The organism is Pseudomonas glycinis, from assembly GCF_054871425.1.
Map to the genome: position 1 here is coordinate 304,793 of NZ_JBTYHF010000004.1, position 14,987 is coordinate 319,779.

Consider the following 14,987-nt stretch of genomic DNA (forward strand, 5'->3'; position numbering starts at 1 on the left):
AAATAGTCCTTCATTCACTTTCTACAGCGTCACTGCTGAATTACAAACATCCATTTGACGGCCGTCATCCATCGGCCGCGGCGGATTGAATATATGCGGACAATTGTCCAAGGCATTTTTCACTCCGTCTCCATCCCAATCTTGTTCGCTCCGCTCTCCGTTATATTGTGCATATCTTGAGGGCGTACAGGTTGGTTGAAAGTTTTCACTACCACACATGGTCAACATAAAGTTAGCTTCATTTTTTGAATTTAATTCTTTAAAAGAGTATCCAGTCCCTTCTAGGCAAACAGATTTCGGCACACCACAAACTTCTCCCATAGCGTCGCACCTCCCTGGCAAAAGAGAATTTATTGTGGCGGCATCTCCAAATAAAAAGCTTCCTCCTCGTACAGTTAGCACCACATCATTGCTATCAGAAGCTATCGCGCTCGCGTATGGATCATCAGGTTTAGGAGGATGAATTACCGCAAGGTCGGCTAAATATCCATCAGCAATTTTGCCAATCTGATCCCCTATGCCCAGTGCTTTTGCAGAGTTTAGGGTTGCCATTTCCCAAAGCTCCTTTGAAGAAAAAAAATTGCCTAAATACTTGTCGTTGTAAGATGCTGCGCATTGCAATTCTCGAATCATATTTATTGAACCTGAAGGGGTCCAGTCAGAGCCTAAAGCGATGTTGACTCCGGTGTTTTTAAACAGTGTAACGGGGGCTGTATTGCCGTAAAGTGAGATATTTGAGCGGGGAGACCAAACCACGCTTGTCTGTGCGGCTGCCAAAAGCTGTGCATCCTCAGTTGTTACAGCAAGGGCGTGAATGAGTGTCGTGTTTGAACTTAGGAGATTAACACCACTTGAGTTAGAGTTGATTCCTCGACCAGTTAGGCAAAGAATTTCATTTCGAGCATATTTATCGATGCCCTCGGCTACATGAGGTAAAAATACTAAATTGTTAAGCACTTCAGTACCCACAACTTTTGGATAGCTGCAAGAGTCAGTAAGGCCGCTCACATCATTTGTATCTCCGAGTGGAAAAGTTACATATTTTACATTGGATTTCTCTGTCATTCCTTCCATTTGTTTTAAGTTGTCTGGATTGCGCACTAGGCCTTCTATCCCTCCTGAGCCAGCCACTGTAGTCGTTGCTGCCATTACATGCCGAAGTTCGTTCCAGACGAGAGCAGCTTTCGGATCATTTTGCTGAGGGTTAGCTTCAATTTTAACTTTGTTGTTCAGACCCTTGCGCCATTCATTTCTGCGATCGTATCGGTACGCACTACAATCCACATCGGAGTAGGCATTGTTTGCATCATTACAGTATTCATATTTTGAGGTTTTTACGTTATTGCCTCCGGGTGGAATGCTATTAAAGGTTAAGTGGTCATGAGCATTTACTAAGCCAGGCGTTACTAATTCGCCGCTACAATTTATCATTGTGACAGCCTTATTATCTGAACCACACCCGACTGACGTTATCTTTCCGGCCGAAATATATATCTCGCCATTTTTTATTATGCCGGTAGGCGTCATAATATCCCCGGCAATTATAAAGTCTTGTGATTCGCCCGCTGGATATACATCGCAACGGTGATTTGGTGTGGGTAAGGGGGCACAGACTTTCACCGGCTTCTCTAAAAGTGAATCCAGCTTTTTTATTTCATACACAGTGGGTGCCTGTCTGGTCGCACAACCGACGACAAGCAGGAAAAGAGGAACGATTAAGTAGAGAATTCCTTTCACGGCCTGGCCCTTCCAGTCGAAAGTCAAAATCTATCAGCTAGCAATATCATGTATATCTAACGTTCCTCCCTACAATCGAAGTGTTAGGAACGAAGGAATTTATGTTTTGTGGAGATTAGTAGACCTCTTGCGTTTTGCAAGCGTGCTTCTAAATTGGCAATGATCATCGATTTCGCTCGCGATACGAAACTGTGAGCGCGGAAGCCTAGCCATCAACACGGGGCATTACCTGCACCGCCAATTCAAAGCTTTTGGTATCAATAATCGCGTATTCGTTCTTTATAACTTAACGTTATTTTTGATCATCCAAAAAAATCTTATGATGCTTTGGGTCAATCATACCTAATTGATTATTGGTAGTGCACATTGCAGGAGCTTAGAAAATGGAACATAGAGTTCATTGTTACAGTACCCGGGTAATATGGAAAGGAAATAAAGGTGCAGGTACAGCAACGTATTCTGGTTATAGTAGATCCTACATCATTCAAGGTAGAGGAAAACCTATAATTTATGGTTCATCGGATCCAAGCTTTCGAGGCGATTCGAATTGTTGGAATCCTGAAGAGTTGCTGTTGGCATCGTTGTCTGCGTGTCATCAGCTTTGGTATCTCGGTCTGTCTTCCGAGGCTGGGGTAGCGGTCATAGGTTACGAAGACGAGGCGGTGGGTGAGATGGTCGAGTACGCAGATGGAGCGGGTCAGTTTAGGTTGGTTGTATTGAAGCCGAAGGTGATCTTGGCTATGGGATCTGATGTCAAAAGGGCAGAGGAGTTACATTACGTTGCTCATGAGAAGTGCTTTATTGCCCGCTCCGTTAATTTCCCTATACACCTTGAACCTATTATTTCAATAGGTAGTAGCAATCAGACACCTTAAAAAGTGTGGATTTGCCTTCGAATGACTGCTCCCGGCCGATTCCTGCCGGTCAAGGCGCACCCAGTGCGCTGGTCAGATCCGATGCAAACAACTGGTCAGGTTGAATGCAAATGCTGGTCAGTTGCAATGCAAGCGGGTGGTCAAGTGGAATGCAATTCTCCGCCCAGGAGCAGCTTGTGACGGAGTTAGGTCATAGAGAGTTAACGGGGCAAACGGCTTGGCCATTTGTTGCGTCAGCTTTCAGTGTAAGCGGAGGTACCACGCGGCCATGTTGGTGTATTGTCCGTTTGGTGGCAGAAGAACAGCTTCAACACTTGTCGGGATATTTAAGGCAGGCGGTACTAGCTGCGCGCCGCCCTTCCTTCGAACAAAGAATCAGCGAAGCACTGGCGGGAATAGAAGCCATACGGCGTGATACTACTCCTTCAAGGTGCCGTACGCGAACTGCCCGAGTTTCTATGTACCATGGTCGAAGCGTTTTCAATAGGGCTAATCGGTGCGATTGATTTATGGCAGTCTTTTGTAGAACAAAAAGAAACTATTTCACAGCTCCATCGGGATGCAGTTCTAGGCCATTGGTATCGATTAATTGCAGAAGCGGCAGTTGAACCGAATGATCGTGCCTTCTTAGCGAAGATAGTCGCGGACAGCATTTATAGTGGTGCTGTGACGGCGGCTCGTAAGTCACTCCGCATCATCGATGCACATTTACATGGTCCCACCCTTTCAGCTGAATGAGGATCGACAACAGGGAGAGTTGAGACTTATTTAGATGCGAAGCACCAGTGCGCGGACCTAGCTCAGCGGTAGCTGTTCGCTCTGCATACCGCTACCGTATAACTGCCACCTGGAAGGCTTGTCCTAATGCTTGTCGGGCAGCAGCGGGGGTATTGCTCGGTAGCGTCAGTCTTATTACTCTCAAGCAATAGATCGAGGCGGGGTCCTTTGCTGGGAACGGAGCTCGCTGCCTGTAAAGGAAAGAGAACACTGACTGTCGAGGTCGGTGTCAGATCGTTGAGGGACTTTAGCCGATAGATAGATCGTAGTGGCTAAAGCTTCCCTCGTTTTTTACTGCGGCGCGATCACCAATCCATGTCCAAAATCGACGGAGTCGAGGCCAGGTAGAAAACAGTCCGCTCGTGCGTGAGAAATCAGGTTGGACGCTACGGCCTGCGCAAGATTCGGAGCCTGTTGCACTTTCAACTTTTGCCACCACAGTGCAGCGACACCTGCAACGTGAGGGCATGCCATGCTCGTGCCATTTAGAGCGTGCAACGTTCCGCCAGGCCAAGCCGAGAGCACACCCACGCCTGGTGCGGCAACCTGGGCCATGCTGTTGGAGAAATCAGCAACGTCGAACAGGGTTCCAGACTCTGACACCGCTGCGACTGATAGCACTCCTTCCGCCGCGGCTGGCAGAGAGGCTGCAATTCTGTAGTTTTTGTTTACCGACCTACGGCTATCATTGCCGGTAGCCGCTATAACCAGTGGCGCACCGTTAAAGGCCGACTGGGCTTTAAACAGTCCCATTAGTGCATCCAGTAGGCGAAGATTACCTCGATATGTTTCCAATGCTTGGGACGTTGCCAGATCTACCGGCCATCCACTCTTGACCTTACGTTCAACCTCCCCAGCGAAGTTGAAGCCCAGAGACATAGAAATGACGTTCGCCTGCTCTCTGAGAGCCCATTGAAGCCCCTCAAAGAGCATCGAGGTGTTACCTCCATTGCTGGCCAAGACTTTGCCAATCAAGGCTCGGCTCACTCCCCTGGCAATGCCAATCCTGCAACCATTGACGTTCCGCCCGAAAATCGTACCAGCGCAATGGGTACCATGACCCTTTAAGTCACCGTTACCTTCGCCAGTGAAATCCTGCTCGACAATATCTACCCCCGCAAATGCTGGATGAGACTTATCGATACCAGTGTCCAATATAGAAACTGTCACACCTTCACCCGTGTAAGGTGAAGTATCAGCCCGAACGGACGCTACGCCCCACGCATCACCGATCAAGCTTGCTGTGCTTTGTTCTGGTTGGATCAGCGCTGTAGCCATTGGTGGAGTGACAACCAAAACCTCAGGGTCTCGCTGAAGGTCAGACAAAGCATGCTCAGGTATTCGCTCTGTGGTGATGGTGCCTCCAACTGCATAATCATTCATGGCTAAGCCAACTATGGACTTCTCTGTTGCCTGCGATTTCCGTAGAACGATGTAATTTTCCATCCCTGCCCCTAATGATGTGTAATGCAGCCCGCTGACCATCTTCCTTTGGCGCCAGCTTGAGCCGAAATAGTCGTGCCAAGCAACGATGCCAAAATGATCTCGTTCTGATATCTTTTAGACACTTATAAAAGTATCAAAAACGAGGCTTGAGCTGCTATGGATGGTGAAGTTCTTCTGGAATTTCTAGCGATCGGCGTGATTGACGTCAACGGCGATGACAACAAGCTAGAAAAGCTGCGCGCAGCTGTGAGTGATCTGGTATCAGTCCTCAAAGAGACCCCCACCAGAACTGCAAGCTTTACGATTGTTGCCGCCGATCCAGACGTCCCGCCAGCGGACCCGACAGTTGAGGTTGTAATGGCCTTGCTGAAAAAGCATTGGACTACGGTTGCCAATACTTTCTCGGGCACTCCTGTCGCGGTGGTCCGAGCGATGCTGCTGGACTCGCTAGTACAGACGGCACGTCAAGACGACGCCATAGCAGTAGCTTTCGTGAATACTGCTCGTAACGTCTTACCTCACGTGGAGTCCGGCGAACACCAAGCGATTTGGGCATCTGCGATTGCCGAAATTGAAGGCCTGGTTGACCTACGAGCTGAGGCCGAATGGTCTACGCCCGAGACGATTAAAGTAGATCCATTTAACTTCAAATCTCCTGCCAGCATTGTCGTCAACGCGGGAGAATGGTCAGCTGATCGAGCAGCGCTACAGACCGCAGTCGCGGAGGCAACAGGCCCCTTTGTAGGAGGTAATTGTAACCCACATTGGCTACATCAATACCCACAGCAATGGGGGCCTGAGTTTGCATCTCGACTTTCCGCAGTGCTGGCAGATACTGTCGAAGAGGCGGTTGCGGAGGTGTCCATAGAGCCAATCGACTTGGGTCCATCTTTTGTTGCCCTAGCAAAAGCAGTCGGAATCCACATTGAGACCGCACTGGCAGCTTTCAGTGGTGCAACAGCTGGGTTACAACGTCGGACAAATCTGCTCTGGTGGAAGGAGGCACTCTATTCCAGCAGTGCTAAAGCAAGCTATCGAAATATCCCAGTCTTTAGCGCAGCTTCATTGATGGCGCTCGACCTTTTCAAACAAGTGCCCACTTATTCGCCAGCGAGTGTATCGGCGTTTTTGAGCGAGGCAATTTTACAACTGCCGTTTGATGAGGAATCCGACGGTGAGACTCTACTTTCGTTGACCCTACAAGCTATGGACGTCAGCGAGCTGGAACCACTTCGGCTAATCGCGGCGGAGCTCGTACCACCTGTTCAGGGGCGGCGTCCGCTCCTGTCATTGCTCGGTCATGCTAGTAATACTGGGTTATTGGATGCATTAACACTTCGCGAAGTGTCGGGCATGGGCGCAAACAGCGTATTTTCTCCTTCCTCTTGGGGGGCTCTGCTGTATCGAGAACTGCAAGCCGCTCGTGCCACTCAAGAAGCGTGTGTCAAACGCCCTCGACGCAAAGGTTGAGCTATATGAACATCTGCCCTGGTCCGAACTGCTATGCGCCAGAAACCTCTTGCGCTATGGGTAACATGGAGTTGGCGAGATGCCCGCGATGGAAGGGTGTTGTTCCGGAGGAGTCTCCGCCAGATCCAGAGGTCCAACATGTTTCACTTCCGTGGACCGGAAACGCACTAGGGCTGGGGGACCTGAATTTTGTGACAGGGCGAGCCAAGCCACTGATCGTCGGCATCGCTGGCCAAGAGAGTGCAGGGAAAACCACATTACTTGCCGCATGGTACCTGCTCCTGGGGCGCACACGACTGACGGATGACGCCTGGCATTTCGGTGGTTCGTTTTCATTGGAGGGATGGGAAGCAGTAGCTACAGCCATGCGCTGGTCTCCCGGACAAGCACCAGGGTTCCCGCCTCATACTTCGAGCCGCCGTGCTCGTGCTCCTGGGTTACTGCATTTGGCTTTCAGACATTGTGGACGTCAATTGCGAGATTTCCTTTTTGCAGATGCCCCTGGTGAGTGGTTCAAGCGCTGGGCAATTGATGAGCACGCTGAGGACGCAGAAGGTGCACGCTGGGTGTCGCAGCACGCAGATGTGTTGCTTCTCGTCGCAGATCGACAGGCTCTCGCTGGGCCAAAAATGGGCTCGGCGCGCAGCGCGTTTCAATTGCTTGCAACGAGAGTAGGGTCCCAGAGACGGGGACGACCAGTCGCATTGGTTTGGACCAAAGCAGATGTCGAGGTGGCGCCAGACATGGAGGACCGGATACGCCAGGCAGTGATGAGTATCATGCCGGATGCAGCCGAGTTTTCAGTAAGCGTCTTAACTGATGGCGCGAGCGCAGTTGGTATCGGATTTCAAGAATTGTTTCAGTGGATTTTGGCTAGACGCCGCTCTGTGGTTGAACTCCCCAGTGCAGCCGCCTCAGGTGCTGACTCTCTCTTTGTCTACGGCAGGAGATAACAGTGTCCGCCACCCAGCAATCCATCCTCGTAATAGGCGAATCAAATGTCGGCAAGACGCATTATGGCGCGCAGCTCCTCAAGCGTCTCATAGTCGGTGAATGCAAGCTCCGGATGAATGGTGCTGCCTCCAATCTGAAGCCTTTTGAGAAGGCCATGGAGTGTCTCGCAGATGGGATTGCCACTGAACACACACCCGCCACGACTTATGTCGAAAGTGTGTGGCCTATGATTGATACCGAAGGCCACTCCGGAACTTTAATTTGGCCAGACTACGGAGGAGAACAAGTCCTCAAGATGATTGCCGAGCGGAGAGTTCCAGAAACTTGGCGGAGCCGTGTGGGGTTAGCAACGGACTGGATCTTTCTTATTCGGCTCCACACTCTCCGCTCCGCTGACGACATGTTCTCTCGACCAGTGTCGGTGCTCGGCCAAGTAAAAAGCCAAGGTACGCCCCAACAGTTTTCAGATCAGGGCAGACTTATCGAACTGCTACAAATGTTGTTGTACGTTGCGGGGCTTGATCGAGATGAGCCACGACGGAGCCCGAGCCTTACCGTTTTACTCACCTGCTGGGACGAACTGGGAGTGCAAGGCAGCCCTAAAGATATCTTGGCAGAACAATTACCTATGTTTTCTGCGTTCATCAATAGCACTTGGCGAGAGCCGGTAGTTTTCGGCCTTTCTGCTTTAGAGAAACCGCTCAGTCAAAAGAAACCTGATCAGGAGTACACATCTCGCGGACCGGAGGAGTTTGGCTTCATCGTTCATCCTGACGGCAGCCGTACCGAGGACATAACTTGGCCGATCCATCGACTACTGACAAATAACGATGTGGATTGAACCGATGAGAGTCGAAGAAGCTATCTATGGTGAGGTCAACGGCGGCCATGCCTTAAGAGAAGCAAGCGGAGACAGTCACTTCGCCCAATCCATTGCTTCGCGTCTGGACCTTCCAGACACAGCACCAACTGGAGTTCAGTGGTCTCCGTACATTAGTGGCTTCTCTCATGGTGACCGTTATGTAATTGCGCGAACCTTTATTGACGACGGTGCGTCACGCTCTGGCATGGTAATTTGTCATGCGTTGATTGCGCCGCTCGAAGAATTGATACAAATACGTAACCTGCATTCGATACTGGAAAGGCTCGCAAAGTCTGTGGGAGAAATAGCGACCGCTGTTGGATTCGACATTAAATTAGATTCTGGTACTCCTCCCAGAGCTGGTGATTTCCTGGCGGTCGTGAACGCAATCACAACGCGTGGTACCGGCCCCGTGATTCGGCTTGGGCTGCAGAACTTCGAAGAACTAGTGGCTTCTTTGTGGGCCGCCCTTTGGGTTGAGGCTCGGGCAGGCTTCGGCTTCCGGCTAAGCTTTGGCCCGACAGATGTTATCGAAAATACCCCCCCAACTGTAGTATGCACCCCCCAAAGCTTAAGAGCTCGCTGGACTAAATTCCGAGTCGTGAACACAGACGACAAAGCCCCGCTTTCAGCCTCAGCAGAGTTACTTTCGGGGCAAACTGCTCTGGTACCGATTCTAGCTTTCGGACGCGACGTAGGGGCCGATATGCAATATCTTCACCTATTGCCACTATTAGAGCGCGCCTTCACGACCTCATCAAATCCCAGCGATGTCGGTGACACTTTGACTGCGGTACGGCTGATCGAGAGAATTTCGCCTGATGTGACTAGGGGGGGGGGAAAGAAAACAATGATCTTGGCTGATCTTGTGGCGGGGGTGAAGACTGCGACGGCGGAACAAATTTCGTCTATGCGTAATCTCGCCCTTTCCGGATTTCCGTTGCATCCCCAGCTTTGGCTGGAAATTGAGCAGTGGTTTGAAAATCGCCAATTTTCCCATTCTGAAGATCACTCTATCCTTGAAATGCTCGTCTGCGCCGCTACTCCAAGTGATGCTGTTGATGATTGGCAGAGCGCTGTTGTAAGAGGTATTTCTTCTGTTGTACGGTCCGACGCGAACAGATTCTCACTGGCTGTATGGCGCTGGATTCAAGAACGACCAGATCTAGTGACAATTCTGTTCAGGCTAATACCAATCGATTTCTCGACCGAACGACAGCTAGCCAACTCTGTGCCGGATGAGCTGCCTTCTTCGCTTGCTGAAGCCTTGCTCAAGATACTGGTAGAGCGAGGCTGGATGACTGCACATGGGGCCGTGCTTGCAACATTTGAAAGTCCCTGTGTTGCTGTGCGCAGACAGATTGAAGTAGAAGGCATCATTACTGACCGTGCCGGGCTTGAGTTTGCGCTGAAAAAAGCGTCACCGGAGCAAATACTGAAATGCGCTACACAATTCGATGACAAGCGCCTAATCAATCTAGCTGCAGAACATGTCCTCGATAGCCCTGAAATTTTTGCAGAGCTGGAGCTCGTTGCAGTAGCCGAGCAAGCGATTTGGGAGGCAGCCCTTCGAAGAAATCCGACCCTTTGGCAGGCCCCGCGCACACCATTTGTGTGTCGAGATAAAATTCTTGAAAAATTTGTGAAGGATGAAGAGATCTATCAACCCCTCTTGGCAGCTTTAGCAGCGACGCCGTTGGCAGACCTGTCAGATTTCGCAAGTCGAGACTTTGTCTGGGCGAAGATGGAGGTCCGTGTACAGAGGGCATACTTGTGCGCTACAGCCGATGGGTGGATCAAGCGTGCCGCCCAAGGGGGCATTCCGTTTGTACTTTCGCCCCTTCTAATGGCTGAAGTTAAGCTCTCCCCAGAGCTTGATAGTCTTCTCAAGAACGAATCATTGGGTGTAGGCATTCGGATACAAATCATCGAAGAGCTAGACCATTTTGATGAACAGCGCTTTCTAAACTGGATACAAGACCTAATCGCGCAACCCAAGTTGCTTCTGCATCAGGACGCAGAAAAAATTGGCTATTTAATCCTTCGAAACAAATGGGATAGTGGCCTGCGAGAGATACTTTCGAAATATCGAGCTCATCGTACGGATCTTAAGCCGGCGCTGAGGATATGCTCCTCAATGCTCGGATGGTTCGATCGATGGAAGCTCGACATTTCAGCGGTAACCGCTGAAGAAAAATGGGATGCTTTCGTAGAGCTAGCAGCTCAACTTTATTACAGTGGTCCAGAGCATGATCAAATCTGGTCTCGCGCAGGCGGAGAAAATTCCGATCTTCCAACAAGAGGTTCGGGTAAATCGATGTGGTCGCATGCGCTGGCTAACGTGCGCAACGGCCGCGGGCCATCCTCTGCCAGACTAATTTCCGAAATGCTACGGGATTACTCAACCAATGAGCAATTGCAGCTTCTAGCCAACGATCCTGAAATTAACGGCTCAAGGCGCTACTGACCGGCCAACCTCGACTCCCAAAGAGTGAAGTTTTTTGATGAACACCTTTGCTAGTCCTAAAGGGCACGCGTTAATTGTTGCTATCGCAAATTACAGTCATGTCAGGGCACTACCAGTTGCCGTTCTAAACGATGCAAAAGCTATGGCAGAGGTCTTCAGTTCTCCACAGTACTGCGGGTTCGAGCAAGCAAACATCATACAACTGTTGGATGAGGGGGCCACACGCGAAGCAGTTTTGTCAGGGCTTGATGATTTAAGACGTCGAGCGCAGCCGGAAGACATTGTCTGTGTCTATTTTTCGGGGCATGGTGTCTTGACCGGTAAGCCTGACGAAAGCAGCCTCCTCACAGTGGATTCTTCTACGTCCGATCTGATCAATACATCCGTTAGCGCTTTTGAGCTTTCGAATGCGCTGAAAAGAATCGAGGCGAGGCGCTTGATTGTGTTTTTGGATGCCTGTCACGCCGCGGGGGCTGGAACACTCAAAGATGCTGCTCTCTCTCCTCAGCCGATTTTTGGAGTTGCTGAAAAAACACTTTCACAATTAGCGGAAGGAGCTGGGCGAGCGCTCATGGCATCGTGCAGATCTAGCGAGAGTTCGCTCATCATGCCAGGAGCACAAAACAGTGCCTTTACAGAGGCTCTGCTTGAGGCATTGAAAGGGAAAGCAGACAAACTCAAGGAAGGTGTTGTTCGCGTTTTCGATTTGTTTGATTACGTGTCGAGGACAGTGCCAATAACCACGCAAGAAAAACAGCATCCTATTTTTAAGGCTGCTGAACTTGAAAACAATTTCCCGGTTTCTTTTAGCAAGGTCGCGGATGCTGCGGTTTCCGAAAGGCTTCCACTAGATGATGGCACCGCTCTTGAATTGATGAGCTCCGTCCTTCCGATGCTTTATCCACTCGGGCCTTGTGATCAGAACGTGTGGGAGCGGGCGGGAGGTGACCTCTCACTCCTTCGGTTACAAGGTACAGGGCGAACAATGTGGTTTTCTGCATTAAAGCTGCTGGAACTCGGAGGAGGGGGAATGAACATCACGATCCGCACCCTCTTTGGTGTCGTAACCGATGATTTTCCAAACAATCCAGAATTGAGTCATTCGCCAGCCTCACGATAAACCCACTGAGCGCTTACGAGCATCCGATCGAAATAAGCAGAAAACAAGCTTCCTTTCTCTCTCGCCTAACGTCCTGTTTCGTGAGCTCGTATCAGCAAGCATTCATGCCGAGATAATGATTTTTATTTTTGCATTGAGGCGCGAACCGCAAATTTCGCGGCGCAACCCCCTAGATATTAGTCGAGCAATCACCCATGATCCACTGTTTTAGCGATGCTAACAAGCAAGTTAAGCCTACTTTTCGCAAGTATTACGAAGTCTGAAATTTCCAAGGAGGCTGCTGCGGCCTCAGCATGAAATCTTTCTTTTTTCGCGTAGGACTCGTTGGACTGTGTCAGAGAGCGGATTTCTTTGAAATTCCCCCAAAAAATATTCATCTGACCATAAATCTTTTCCATTACCTCTGATATATCTGGAAAGTAAAGATCTGCGACAGCACGAGCCTCATCTAAAGACTCGCAGGAAAGTAGATATTTTTTGTCGTAATCGGCCCCGCTCAGTTCCGCTCTCCACATAATATCCAATGATGTTAATGAATACTCCCTAGCGATGCGGCTCAAGATTTTATGTGTATCGGTGTAGCTGCTGATAATGGTTGCACTGCGTTTATCTTCCGCCGCCGCCTTTATCTTAATTGACTCGAGGCGTAACTGAGCTGATTGCGCCTCTCTAGCGGAACGAAGTTGTATTATCGATACTAGCCCGCCACCCATAATGGCAGATGCCGCAGCAACGACTGAGCTAAAGATTGCACTATCCATCTTTTACTTCCTTAATTATTAACTAGTATTGCCGTAATCGCATGATCGCATCTTTAATCGCTTTTGCATTTGTGTCCAGTGTTCCCAAAGCCGTAATGGCATTATCGGCAACAATGTCTGCCCCCGGTCCTGAGATCCAGTGCGTGATCTCTTCAATCGCAGCACCAAGAGCATGCTGGTTGTGAAGTAGCAATGTTAGAGCATCGGCAGCAACGATGTTAGAGTCTGAACTACTTGGCATTTAGTCGTCCTTGAGTGAGTTTTTCGTAAAGCATTTTCGCGTACTCAGATCAGATTAGCTCAATCGCTCATTCATTGAGTAAATTTTCGCACCGGAGTGGCGCATCTTTCCCATTCTTGTTCCAGATGACCATTTTTAATGCGCCAAAAACCTAAAGTCCAAGATTTCAGATTTCGCGTACGCTGCGCGCGATAAGGGCATTCTCAGCAGTTAATGCGTGGGCAGTCTAGAGGGACCGATTTTTTCAGCACAATCGGTCAGACGGGCATTCAATTCGCGATAAAGAACTCCCGCACGGGTTAGCGAGCAGCGCATTATCTGGCAGCAGTAGCAGTAGCAGTAGCAGTAGCAGTCGTCGTGACTTCGGGCTAAGGGATCTCGAGCGCCGATTGAACCACCTAACACAGCGCTTATTATGAGCTACTGCTTCTATCGTCAAGGCATAGATCAACGAAACTCCGCACTTTTAGATCCATGTAACAAGCGGGCCATCGATGAAGATTTTCTGCAGGCTCTGATCAAGGCTGGTGTCCTCGATACGAAGCATGCTGAAAACTTCGAAATAGGGAGCCGGAGGCGCTGTTAGTAGGGGGCTTGGGGCTCTGACAAACCTTCTATACACTACTTTCGACCACATAATCAGAAGTGTCGGAGCGTCGAGTGGATTCCCCCGAAGATCAGAAAATAATGCACGATCTTTTCCTAGAGCTGATTCGTCAGCACCGGAATTCCCAAGATCGCCAAGGTAGAGGATTCGATATTTGGAATGCTCAAAAACGCGAAATTGATGAGCTTTTCAAGGTCATACGGGAGGTCGTACTGCCTGAGTATCCTGATTTGAGCGTTACCATACACAAGGAAACACGCTCGATTCGCTCCTATGAGTACGAGTTGAACCGGCTCTGGGGCTGGGCCATCAGAATTTTTGAACAGTATTTCGAAGCTCGCATCTCTCCGGGTTTGAAAATGCTTATCGAAGATGGCAATCAGAATGGCGAATCAAAGCTCAAGGAGATGTTGAATGTGATTTTTAGAAGAGGCGTGATTCCAGCGCTAGCTAGCCAAGGCAATCCTGGCGATGATTTGTTTTTATTTGTTAGGCATGCAATGACCTATTCTGATGAAAAACAGGTCGCTAAAATCATCTCCCAAACCTTGGATACGCCTCATCAAACACCGGCAGCCATTTTCGGAATTTGTGGATTACTTATACAGTCACAGCAAGCGTCGGAAAACGGCCTGACGACCGAGGCCTATAGTTATCTGCTTGATGCAAATCACATGCTGGGAATGTATCAGTCATCTGAATACATCATGGAACGATTTGATGAGGTTTCCACCCAAAGAAAATCAAAACTTCATCTCGAAAAGCGTCATGCAAGTGATAATGCAGTTAACTTGGGGAAAATTAGGGTCAGAGAATTATTTTACACCTTAAGAACCATAGGGGATGACGGTGTTCGGCCCCTGTGGAAAAGCGCAAATAGAGCCATGGAGGATATCTCCAAGGCTTTGAATAAAGAGATCCATGAAAGTAAAAGAACCGATATAAAGATAGGCGACTCCACCATTCTTAAACTGTGCAGAGTACTTCACAATCGGGAAATAGAGCGCAAAGCAAATCCAGATTTCGGCATTGTGCCAGGGTACCGCCTTAAAGACGGTACCTACATACATGCTGACGACATCTAGAGGTCAATTTCGTAGGATTTTTGGTCGGAGATCACAAGAGTCCACTCCTGCGTTTGTACAGCTCCCACCAAACGATATGGGTCGTATTGGTCTGGTCCAAGGTAAGCCTTAAATCCTCGATTTTGGAGGTAGCGAACTGCGCGATTATTGGGCTGCTGATCAGGCGTGCGGGTGTAGATTTTCAGCACGTCTTCGACCTGGTCCACCATCGCTTTGTGTTCAGCTGACAACGAATAGTAAACGCTGTCGCTGTTGATCGGATCGCCTTCGTTGTCTCCATAGGGCCGAGGAATGCTGTCTAGGGCTGTGAGCATGTAGCAGGCGTCGTCGAGGGTAGGGGTATGATACATGGTGACTCCGGTAGTGGTTGATGTGAGCGCATCTTGCCAACCAGTTTTAGGAGTTTCGATCTGTCTTCTAGGAGACCCACCGTTTATTTTTCGCATCAGGACGCTGCCCGATAAAGTGCTCTTCCCTTTGAGAGTGGGATGCCAGCTATGAGTACTTGCCGTTTGGTGATCTGGCCAGTCTCATCTGGACTTGTTTCGGCGCGCAAATAACGCTTGCCAAATTAGTGATTGACCT

The 14,987-nt window shown here is 49.5% G+C and carries 13 protein-coding genes; 8 read left to right on the top strand and 5 right to left on the bottom strand.

Annotation, left to right across the window (positions count from 1 at the left end):
- Positions 1–21 precede the first annotated feature (21 nt).
- Positions 22–1,737: an amidohydrolase family protein gene (locus tag ACYSTU_RS11865; RefSeq protein ID WP_498998643.1), complete on the bottom strand. Its 1,716-nt coding sequence runs from the start codon at positions 1,735–1,737 to the stop codon at positions 22–24.
- A gap of 383 nt (positions 1,738–2,120) precedes the next feature.
- Here ACYSTU_RS11865 and ACYSTU_RS11870 point away from each other — a divergent pair, with 383 nt between their 5' ends.
- Together ACYSTU_RS11870 and ACYSTU_RS11875 are read left to right on the top strand one after the other, a co-directional pair.
- Positions 2,121–2,612, top strand: a complete 492-nt coding sequence (locus tag ACYSTU_RS11870) for an OsmC family protein (RefSeq protein ID WP_498998646.1) — start codon at positions 2,121–2,123, stop codon at positions 2,610–2,612.
- Positions 2,613–3,077: 465 nt separating this feature from the next.
- On the top strand, positions 3,078–3,350 hold the full coding sequence (locus tag ACYSTU_RS11875; protein WP_498998649.1) for a hypothetical protein: 273 nt from the start codon (positions 3,078–3,080) through the stop codon (positions 3,348–3,350).
- 330 nt (positions 3,351–3,680) lie between these two features.
- Here ACYSTU_RS11875 and ACYSTU_RS11880 read toward each other — a convergent pair whose 3' ends face one another.
- Positions 3,681–4,835, bottom strand: a complete 1,155-nt coding sequence (locus ACYSTU_RS11880; protein ID WP_498998652.1) for a S8 family peptidase — start codon at positions 4,833–4,835, stop codon at positions 3,681–3,683.
- Positions 4,836–4,991: 156 nt separating this feature from the next.
- On the opposite strand from ACYSTU_RS11880, the gene ACYSTU_RS11885 reads away from it, so the two are divergent.
- From ACYSTU_RS11885 to ACYSTU_RS11905, 5 genes are all read left to right on the top strand, one after another.
- The gene (locus tag ACYSTU_RS11885; RefSeq protein ID WP_498998655.1) at positions 4,992–6,305 is read left to right on the top strand and encodes a GTPase-associated system all-helical protein GASH; all 1,314 of its coding nucleotides are present in this window, start codon (positions 4,992–4,994) and stop codon (positions 6,303–6,305) included.
- Positions 6,306–6,370: 65 nt separating this feature from the next.
- Positions 6,371–7,258 carry a TRAFAC clade GTPase domain-containing protein gene (locus tag ACYSTU_RS11890; RefSeq protein ID WP_498999114.1) on the top strand — a complete coding sequence of 296 codons (888 nt, stop codon included), beginning with the start codon at positions 6,371–6,373 and terminating at the stop codon, positions 7,256–7,258.
- Positions 7,259–7,260: 2 nt separating this feature from the next.
- Complete coding sequence (locus ACYSTU_RS11895; protein WP_498998660.1) at positions 7,261–8,100, top strand: TRAFAC clade GTPase domain-containing protein; 840 nt, start codon at positions 7,261–7,263, stop codon at positions 8,098–8,100.
- A 4-nt stretch (positions 8,101–8,104) separates the two neighbouring features.
- Positions 8,105–10,588 (top strand): GAP1-N1 domain-containing protein, encoded by a 2,484-nt coding sequence (locus ACYSTU_RS11900; protein ID WP_498998664.1) that lies wholly within the window; start codon positions 8,105–8,107, stop codon positions 10,586–10,588.
- 37 nt (positions 10,589–10,625) lie between these two features.
- Positions 10,626–11,708 carry a caspase family protein gene (locus ACYSTU_RS11905; protein WP_498998667.1) on the top strand — a complete coding sequence of 361 codons (1,083 nt, stop codon included), beginning with the start codon at positions 10,626–10,628 and terminating at the stop codon, positions 11,706–11,708.
- A gap of 188 nt (positions 11,709–11,896) precedes the next feature.
- Here ACYSTU_RS11905 and ACYSTU_RS11910 read toward each other — a convergent pair whose 3' ends face one another.
- Both ACYSTU_RS11910 and ACYSTU_RS11915 read right to left on the bottom strand, forming a co-directional pair.
- The gene (locus tag ACYSTU_RS11910) at positions 11,897–12,469 is read right to left on the bottom strand and encodes a hypothetical protein (protein ID WP_498998671.1); all 573 of its coding nucleotides are present in this window, start codon (positions 12,467–12,469) and stop codon (positions 11,897–11,899) included.
- A gap of 22 nt (positions 12,470–12,491) precedes the next feature.
- A complete protein-coding gene (locus ACYSTU_RS11915) occupies positions 12,492–12,710 on the bottom strand; it encodes a hypothetical protein (RefSeq protein ID WP_498998673.1) in 219 nt (72 codons plus the stop codon).
- Positions 12,711–13,370: 660 nt separating this feature from the next.
- Between ACYSTU_RS11915 and ACYSTU_RS11920 the strand changes: the two genes are divergently transcribed.
- Complete coding sequence (locus tag ACYSTU_RS11920; RefSeq protein WP_498998677.1) at positions 13,371–14,402, top strand: hypothetical protein; 1,032 nt, start codon at positions 13,371–13,373, stop codon at positions 14,400–14,402.
- Here the strand turns inward: ACYSTU_RS11920 and ACYSTU_RS11925 are convergent.
- Complete coding sequence (locus ACYSTU_RS11925; RefSeq protein ID WP_498998680.1) at positions 14,399–14,752, bottom strand: hypothetical protein; 354 nt, start codon at positions 14,750–14,752, stop codon at positions 14,399–14,401. The two genes, ACYSTU_RS11920 and ACYSTU_RS11925, sit on opposite strands and share 4 nt — an antisense overlap.
- Positions 14,753–14,987 lie beyond the last annotated feature (235 nt).

What these genes read in the sequence shown, in the direction of transcription:
- ACYSTU_RS11870 (WP_498998646.1), top strand. Translation starts at nt 2,121, where the DNA reads ATGGAACATAGAGTTCATTGTTACAGTACCCGGGTAATATGGAAAGGA.
- ACYSTU_RS11875 (WP_498998649.1), top strand. Translation starts at nt 3,078, where the DNA reads ATGGTCGAAGCGTTTTCAATAGGGCTAATCGGTGCGATTGATTTATGG.
- ACYSTU_RS11880 (WP_498998652.1), bottom strand. Translation starts at nt 4,835, where the DNA reads ATGGAAAATTACATCGTTCTACGGAAATCGCAGGCAACAGAGAAGTCC.
- ACYSTU_RS11885 (WP_498998655.1), top strand. Translation starts at nt 4,992, where the DNA reads ATGGATGGTGAAGTTCTTCTGGAATTTCTAGCGATCGGCGTGATTGAC.
- ACYSTU_RS11890 (WP_498999114.1), top strand. Translation starts at nt 6,371, where the DNA reads ATGGAGTTGGCGAGATGCCCGCGATGGAAGGGTGTTGTTCCGGAGGAG.
- ACYSTU_RS11900 (WP_498998664.1), top strand. Translation starts at nt 8,105, where the DNA reads ATGAGAGTCGAAGAAGCTATCTATGGTGAGGTCAACGGCGGCCATGCC.
- ACYSTU_RS11905 (WP_498998667.1), top strand. Translation starts at nt 10,626, where the DNA reads ATGAACACCTTTGCTAGTCCTAAAGGGCACGCGTTAATTGTTGCTATC.
- ACYSTU_RS11910 (WP_498998671.1), bottom strand. Translation starts at nt 12,469, where the DNA reads ATGGATAGTGCAATCTTTAGCTCAGTCGTTGCTGCGGCATCTGCCATT.
- ACYSTU_RS11915 (WP_498998673.1), bottom strand. Translation starts at nt 12,710, where the DNA reads ATGCCAAGTAGTTCAGACTCTAACATCGTTGCTGCCGATGCTCTAACA.
- ACYSTU_RS11925 (WP_498998680.1), bottom strand. Translation starts at nt 14,752, where the DNA reads ATGTATCATACCCCTACCCTCGACGACGCCTGCTACATGCTCACAGCC.